Source organism: Oleiphilus sp. HI0061, from assembly GCF_001635675.1.
Genome location: NZ_LWFE01000848.1, coordinates 1 through 7,527 on the forward strand (window position 1 = coordinate 1; position 7,527 = coordinate 7,527).

General features: G+C 40.9%; 7 protein-coding genes. 2 read left to right on the top strand and 5 right to left on the bottom strand.

Annotation, left to right across the window (positions count from 1 at the left end):
• Both A3735_RS10130 and A3735_RS32525 read left to right on the top strand, forming a co-directional pair.
• Positions 1-338, top strand: a 338-nt coding sequence (locus A3735_RS10130) for a transposase (RefSeq protein ID WP_156499582.1), incomplete at its 5' end; no start/stop codon positions are given.
• 76 nt (positions 339-414) lie between these two features.
• The gene (locus A3735_RS32525; protein WP_369820524.1) at positions 415-663 is read left to right on the top strand and encodes a 2Fe-2S iron-sulfur cluster-binding protein; all 249 of its coding nucleotides are present in this window, start codon (positions 415-417) and stop codon (positions 661-663) included.
• Between the two features lie 107 nt (positions 664-770).
• On the opposite strand, the gene A3735_RS10135 is transcribed toward A3735_RS32525, so the two are convergent.
• From A3735_RS10135 to dnaN, 5 genes are all read right to left on the bottom strand, one after another.
• Positions 771-1,424, bottom strand: coding sequence for a TetR/AcrR family transcriptional regulator (locus tag A3735_RS10135; RefSeq protein ID WP_068507328.1), 654 nt, complete (start codon positions 1,422-1,424; stop codon positions 771-773).
• A complete protein-coding gene (gene gyrB / locus A3735_RS10140; RefSeq protein WP_068507326.1) occupies positions 1,417-3,840 on the bottom strand; it encodes a DNA topoisomerase (ATP-hydrolyzing) subunit B in 2,424 nt (807 codons plus the stop codon). The genes A3735_RS10135 and gyrB overlap by 8 nt, the downstream gene beginning before the upstream one ends.
• Positions 3,841-3,868: 28 nt before the next feature.
• Positions 3,869-4,999, bottom strand: coding sequence for a DNA replication/repair protein RecF (recF, locus tag A3735_RS10145; RefSeq protein ID WP_068507325.1), 1,131 nt, complete (start codon positions 4,997-4,999; stop codon positions 3,869-3,871).
• Positions 5,000-5,056: 57 nt separating this feature from the next.
• Entirely contained in the window at positions 5,057-6,325 is a 1,269-nt protein-coding gene (locus tag A3735_RS10150; RefSeq protein WP_068507323.1) for an AarF/ABC1/UbiB kinase family protein, read from the bottom strand.
• An 80-nt stretch (positions 6,326-6,405) separates the two neighbouring features.
• On the bottom strand, positions 6,406-7,509 hold the full coding sequence (dnaN, locus tag A3735_RS10155; RefSeq protein WP_068507320.1) for a DNA polymerase III subunit beta: 1,104 nt from the start codon (positions 7,507-7,509) through the stop codon (positions 6,406-6,408).
• Between the last annotated feature and the right edge of the window lie 18 nt (positions 7,510-7,527).

Below are 7,527 nucleotides of genomic sequence, written 5' to 3' on the forward strand. Positions count from 1 at the left end.
CGCCTAAATCGGCCTTGGGCAAAGCACTCGCATACAGTTTAAATCAATGGCCAAAGCTGACACGCTACTTAGAAGATGGTCATCTGAATATCGATAACAATCGTGCAGAAAGAGCAATCAAACCCTTCGTGATAGGGCGAAAAAACTGGTTATTCTCAAACACCACTAGTGGTGCCCATGCCAGCAGTGTACTTTACAGTATTGTTGAAACAGCAAAAGCGAATAACCTCGTGCCATTCGATTATCTGCATCAGATTCTTAACGTATTGAGCGAGCGTGACGATGATGACACTCTGACAGCTCTGTTGCCCTGGAATGTTAGTTTAGAAGTTAGATGACAGGTGTGCTTCGCGTGACGCTTACGAAACACAAGCACACTGGCCTGAAGATACTTCTATTGAAAAAGAGGTAACTATCACAGTACAAGGTAAAGGAAGTTTTGTTGCAAAGTCAGGTGAACCTCTGCTGAATAGTCTCGAACGTTATGGCCTAAGCACCGAGAATGCTTGCCGCTCTGGTGAGTGCAGTTTATGTCGCGTTAAGCTAATAAGCGGAGAAGTATTTAATCCTCATGAATCCAAGCTACGTAAATCAGATCGTAAATTTTCTTGGATTCATTCATGCGTTGCTTTTCCAACAAGCGATATAGAGATCTCTATATAAAGAAAACCCAAAAGCCAAATTAGGTACCGGTTAAGGTCTTCAAACTGGTACCTAATTTTAACTAGAGTTTGTCCTTCCCTACCCCATCAATGAATCAGATCAATTAATTATAACTTCATCATTTTCGGTGAAACTGCCTGAGCAAAGAATTCACTAATGCTCATATCCCCAGGTATACGAATATGGCCATCAATAATTAAAGCTGACATGCCGTGAACCATCGACCATGCACTCAGGGCTCTAGCCGTTACATGCTTGGACTCAACATTGCCATGCTCAAATGCTTGTCTAAGTATTTTAAAAGGCTTTTGAGAACTAATTTCGAGGACAGGGGATATCTCTGGATTCGCTGAGGCTTCTAGCTTGTTTCGACGACCACCAGTATCAGCCTGGCTCAGCATTAGTCTATAAATTGCAGGGTTTTCTACGGCAAACTGAACGTAGGCGACGCCGTAGTTAAATACCAAATCCCATGGATCAGTATAGCTCTTCTTAATATCTATCAAGCGTTTAGTTAGGTCATCGAAGCCTGATGCAGCGATAGCTTGTAAGAGCTCTTTCTTGTTCTTAAAGTGAGTATAAGGTGCCATATGCGACACCCCTACTTCTGCGGCAATGGCTCTTAAAGATAGAGCATCTACGCCTTTAATTTTTAATATGTCTTTAGCTGACTCAACTAATGCCGTCTTCAAGTCACCATGGTGATATGGCTTACTTTCAGCACTAATTGAGGCGTCACCTTGGGACTTAGAACTAGACATCCAGGTTTGTTACTTCCAAAGCATTTGTCTGAATAAAGTCTCGTCTTGGTTCAACTTCATCACCCATTAAGGTCGTAAAGATCTGATCAGCGGCAACCGCATCTTCGATATTTACTTTCATCATACGGCGACTTTCTGGGTCCATCGTTGTTTCCCAAAGCTGCTCAGGGTTCATCTCACCTAGACCTTTATATCGCTGAATATAAAGACCACGCTGAGCTTCCTTCATTAGAACCTCTAAACCTTGCTTAAAATCAGTGATCGCAAACTGTTTTTCACCACGCTTAATAAAGCTATTCTCACTGAAAATACCTTCAAGAGACTTCGCCATCGTGACAATTTTTTCATAACCAGCTGACTCAATGAACTCTTCACTGAAGATATACTCAGTTGATATACCGTGCACAAATACATCAACTTTTGGTAAGTACAGGTCTTTTTCTTCGTCGTGAGAAATACCAAATACATAGTTCATACCTGTCTTGGTATCAATACCAAGCAAAGGCTGTATTTCTTCAACCCAAGCCGAAACTGTCGCTTTCTCTTTAAGATCTTCTTTATTCAGCGCGCTTACTTTAAGCAAAGTTTCCAGTACAAGTAACGGATAAGAACGGGCAAGCTTAGAAATAATGGTTTCTACTTCACGATATTGACCAACTAAGGTTTCTAAACCTTGGCCAGAGATTGAGGGTGTTCCCTCATCAACATATAAATGAGTATCATCTAAAGCTGACTGGGTCAGGTATTGTTCTAAGGCAGCTTCGTCTTTCAGGTACTGCTCCTGCTTGCCCTTCTTAACTTTATATAAAGGAGGCATAGCAATAAAAATATGACCACGTTCTATAATCTCTCGCATCTGACGGAAAAAGAACGTCAATAATAAGGTTCTAATATGAGAACCATCGACATCCGCATCAGTCATGATAATGATGCTGTGATAACGGAGTTTCTCGATGTTGTACTCTTCTCGCCCAATACCACAACCTAAGGCTGTAATTAAGGTGCCAACCTCTGCAGAAGATAGCATCTTATCAAAGCGTGCTTTTTCAACGTTTAATATCTTACCTTTCAGTGGCAGTATTGCCTGTGTTTTTCTGTCCCGGCCCTGTTTGGCTGATCCGCCCGCCGAGTCACCCTCCACTATGTATAGTTCGGAAAGCGCTGGGTCTTTCTCCTGACAATCTGCCAATTTCCCAGGCAAACCAGCAATATCTAGCGCACCTTTACGTCGAGTCATTTCTCTCGCTTTTCGTGCTGCTTCTCTAGCTCTTGCCGCATCAAGCATCTTACCAACCAGGTTCTTGGCTTGTTGTGGCTGCTCTAACAAATAGTCTGCAAACTTAGCAGCCATTTCTTGTTCAACAGCTGTCTTTACTTCGCTCGATACTAACTTATCTTTAGTTTGCGAGCTGAACTTTGGATCGGGAACTTTAACCGAAACAATTGCGGTTAAGCCTTCTCGCGCATCGTCCCCTGTTGTTGAAACCTTTTCTTTCTTACCTAGACCTTCATTCTCGATATAGTTATTCAATGTACGAGTTAGTGCACCACGGAAACCCGCCATATGCGTTCCACCGTCTCGCTGTGGAATATTGTTGGTATAGCAGAAGATATTTTCCTGATAAGTGTCGTTCCACTGCATAGCGACTTCTACGCCAACCCCTGTTGCTTCATGCATAATATTAAAGTGGAACATGTCGTTTACAGTCGTTTTGTTATGATTCAAGTACTCAACAAATGACGATAAACCACCTTCAAATTCGAATAGGTCTTCTTTATCACTACGCTCGTCTTTTAAATGAATCCGTACGCCGGAATTCAAAAATGACAGTTCTCTCAAGCGCTTTGCGAGTTGATCATAGTTATACTCAGTCTGAGTGAAAGTTTCTGAACTTGGTTTGAAGGTCACCATCGTTCCCGTCGTCTCAGAATGACCCACCTCTTTAAGGGAGTAATCAGGCACGCCGTGGGTATACTCTTGCTCGTATATTTTGCCTTCTCTGCGTATCGTTAACTTAAGCTTTTCGGATAAAGCATTTACAACCGATACACCAACACCGTGCAAGCCACCAGATACTTTGTAGGAGTTATCATCGAACTTACCACCAGCGTGTAATACTGTCAGAATAACTTCGGCTGCAGAAACCCCCTCTTCCTCGTGAATCTCTGTAGGAATACCACGCCCGTTATCAGATACCGAAATTGAATTATCAAGATGGATAACAACATCAATCGTATCGCAATGACCAGCAAGCGCTTCATCGATCGAGTTATCAACAACTTCGAAAACCATATGATGAAGACCGGTACCATCATCGGTATCACCAATATACATTCCCGGTCTTTTTCTTACCGCGTCTAAGCCTTTTAGTACCTTAATACTTGAAGAATCATAGTTATTTTCAGTTTCACTCATTCAGCTTTTGCTCCTAATATTTCAGGTACTATATTTGTTTTTCTTGATAATCATATTCATGAATACGGCCATGTTCCACGTGGAACATTTTACAATCTGACCGATGCTTATCTAAATAATCTCGGGGTATCTCTCGATCTAAAACTGTACACATTACTTGTGCGTCCAACTCTAACAAATTAGAGAGAATTATATCGATATTCTTACTATCTAGCTCCGCGGCAATATCGTCTATCAAGACGAGAGTCTGCGAATCGTTTAATTCTTTTAGGCATTTTACATGAGCGATATATAAGGCAATTATCAATAACTTCTGTTGCCCACGAGATAAAAATTCACTCACATTCTTACCACTTATTCTAAGCTTAAGATCAGCCCGATGTGGTCCATACTGGGTATACTTTTTTTCTATATCTTTCGAACGATTTTGGTCTAACATTTCTGCCAGGCTTTTACTCTTATCCCAGCCTTGAAAGTATTTTAATCCTATCTCACTTTGTTCGTTTAAACCCAGTCCGGCCAATACAGTTTCGAAGGTAACTCGAAACCTATCCATAAATTCGATTCTATGCTGCGTTATTTGCTCTCCTAAGAGCGATATACGCTTATCCCATACTTTTAGTTGAAGTAGGTCTATTTTAGCAGTTCGGAGTAGACTATTCCGCTGTTTTAGACAATTAATATAATCGTTCCACAAAAAAGAGAATTCATGTTCCACGTGGAACACTCCCCAATCTATAAACTGCCGTCTAACTTTTGGAGGACCAGTAAGTAAATCGAAACTTTGAGGTTCAACCATCAGAACCGGTGTTAGTTTCGCTAGAATTGCTGCACTCTTTATTGATTGGCCGGAAATTTTAATCTCGGAGCCCTGGAGGGTCGACTTTCTGACACCAATGGGCGTAGCTTCTTCATTTTGCTTTGAGGTATTAACTTTGCCGAAGACAATCAGCTCTCTACTCTTGGCGTCACTATTTATAATATTATCGATATGGCGGGTACGGAAAGAGCGCCCTGTAGAGAGTAAATAAATTGACTCAAGTAAGCTGGTTTTACCCGATGCATTTTCGCCCCAGATAAAATTTAAAGACTTACTAAAAGAAACACTCAGATCGTGGAGGTTTCGAACGCTCTTTATTGATATTGACGATAAGGACATAAATTAACTAAAGGCTCTACGAAAAAGGACATAGAACCATAAATGATGTGCCATATTCTAATGAAGCATATTCAGTCGATCATCAACAAACATATCTAGCTCAGGCGCTAATATATGAACATAGCGATCGAAATACAAAAATTGCTTTAATAACAAAGCAAATTCTCTAGGGAAGTGGATACCATTCTGCTCACCAACCTTAACCATATCCATTAGCACATTATTAATATCATCTTCACCCTGCGTTTCGAACATCGCTGTATCGGGGACCATCACATCTAGTTTATTAAACACTCGACGTAAATCGTTTGCTAAGTCATCAACAATGACATCTTTATCTGTGACACCAATGCGAATCATCGCATCAGCCATACCCTCAAAGTTTCCAATCATAATCGCTGATATAAAGTCTGAAACAGCTTCCCAGGTGCCAGGGTTAATACGACCTACAATACCAAAGTCGATAAAGCCGATACGACCATCTTCGAGAACCATTAAGTTACCTGCATGAACATCAGCGTGGAAAAAGGCACACTGCGTCAAACTAGAGAACCAGGTATTCATTGCTGTGATCAATGTCTTTTCGGGATCGGAGCAGTATTTACGAATTGTATCCAAATCAGTTAGCGATACACCATAAAAACGTTCCATTGTCAGAACTCGTCTCGAGCTAGCGCTTCGATAAACTTTAGGAACGCAAACATCCTCGTGGCCAGCACTATGCAAAAACTCGCTAAACTCATCTAGGTTATTTGCTTCTTTTATAAAATCACACTCTTCCATCATTGTGCGCTGAATTTCTTCAACGACACCAGACATAGATGTCCATGATAGCTTTGGTGCCAGATATTCAATAATTCTCGCTGAGACATAGAGAAAGTTAAGGTCTGTAAGCAATACATTCTCAACACCTGGCTTTTGAATTTTGATCACTACATCTTCACCCGATACAAGCTTGGCAGCATGAACCTGAGCAATAGAAGCGGATGCTAAAGGAACCGGGTCAACATAAGAATAAACTGCACTCAAAGGCTTACCTAATTCATTTTCAATAATCTTTCGAGCCACAGAAAAAGAAAAAGGCTGGGTACGATCTAAGCAGTTTTGAAATTCTTCAACGTAATCTTGAGGAAAGAAAGTAGGCGAACTTGCGATAAACTGCCCTAACTTAATATAGGTAGCACCTAAGTCTTCAAAAATAGATCTTAATAACTTGGGATTGGGTGGCCGTTTACCGATTAACCATTGAGCACCTGTTTTAGCAAGAATGCCTGTAGTCTGACCAATACGAAAAGTTCCCTTCAATGTATCTGTAAACAATCCCATCGCTTTGTCCTTTTATATTACTATCTGAATTACAACGCTAATAATGAAGAAGCGCCTGTTAGAGTCTTCCCTGCCCTACTCTATAAGCGCATCGGCATGATTACGTATAAGTTTCCATCATTCTCTGAAGACTCTATCAAAGCCGATGAATTTGCATTCAATAGCGTCATTCGAATATTTTCACTCGACAAAACATTCATAACATCAATTAGATAGCTAACATTGAATCCAATCTGTAAATCTTCACCCTGATAATCCACTTCCAAACAATCTTCAGCTTGTTCGTGCTCTGGATTATTAGCAAACACCTGCAATTGATTCTCAGACAAATGTAATTGAATTCCTCGAATATTTTCATGTGAAAGAATACTTGCTCGCGTAAACATATCCTTAAGCGAACTTCTATCCGCATACATAACCTTGTCACCACCCTTAGGAATAACACGGTTATAGTCAGGGAACTTTCCATCGATCAATTTTGAAGTGAATCTATAATTGCCTATCTGTGAATATATATGGCTTTCACCGATAGAAAGCACCACTTCGTCTTCAGAGTCAGATAACAAACGACCGAGCTCAATAATACCTTTTCTCGGTACAATCACCTGCTTGTCTGTATCGCGCTCAAGATCTGTTGCTAGAGATGAAAGTGCGAGACGATGCCCATCCGTTGCAACTAAACGAACGTAACGGTTACCTAGCTCTAACAACATGCCGTTTAAGTAGTAGCGAACATCCTGTTGCGCCATCGCAAAAGAAGTCGCATCAAGCATCTGTTTAAAGTCACGCTGCATGAAACTCACAGCAATATCGTGAGGAGACTCTTCAGTATTCGGAAACTGATCTGCTGGCAAGGTTGCTAAGGTAAAGTGGCTCTTACCGGAACGAAGGTGCATCTTTTCACCTTCCAGACTTAGCTCAATCACTGCATCATTTGGTAAAGAGCGACAAATATCTACTAACTTACGTGCAGGCAAGGTAATTCTTCCAGCAGTCTCGACTGCGGCGCTATTAAGCGTACAAACTAACTCAACCTCCATATTGGTGCCGGTTAATTCTACTTTACCTGGTTCTGCTTCAAGCAAAATATTCGAAAGCACAGGCATGGTTTGCTTTCGCTCAACAACACCCGAAATAATTTGAAGAGGACTTAGGATTTCTTCACGAGTAATAGTTAATTTCATTTTTTATCTGCTCTTTTA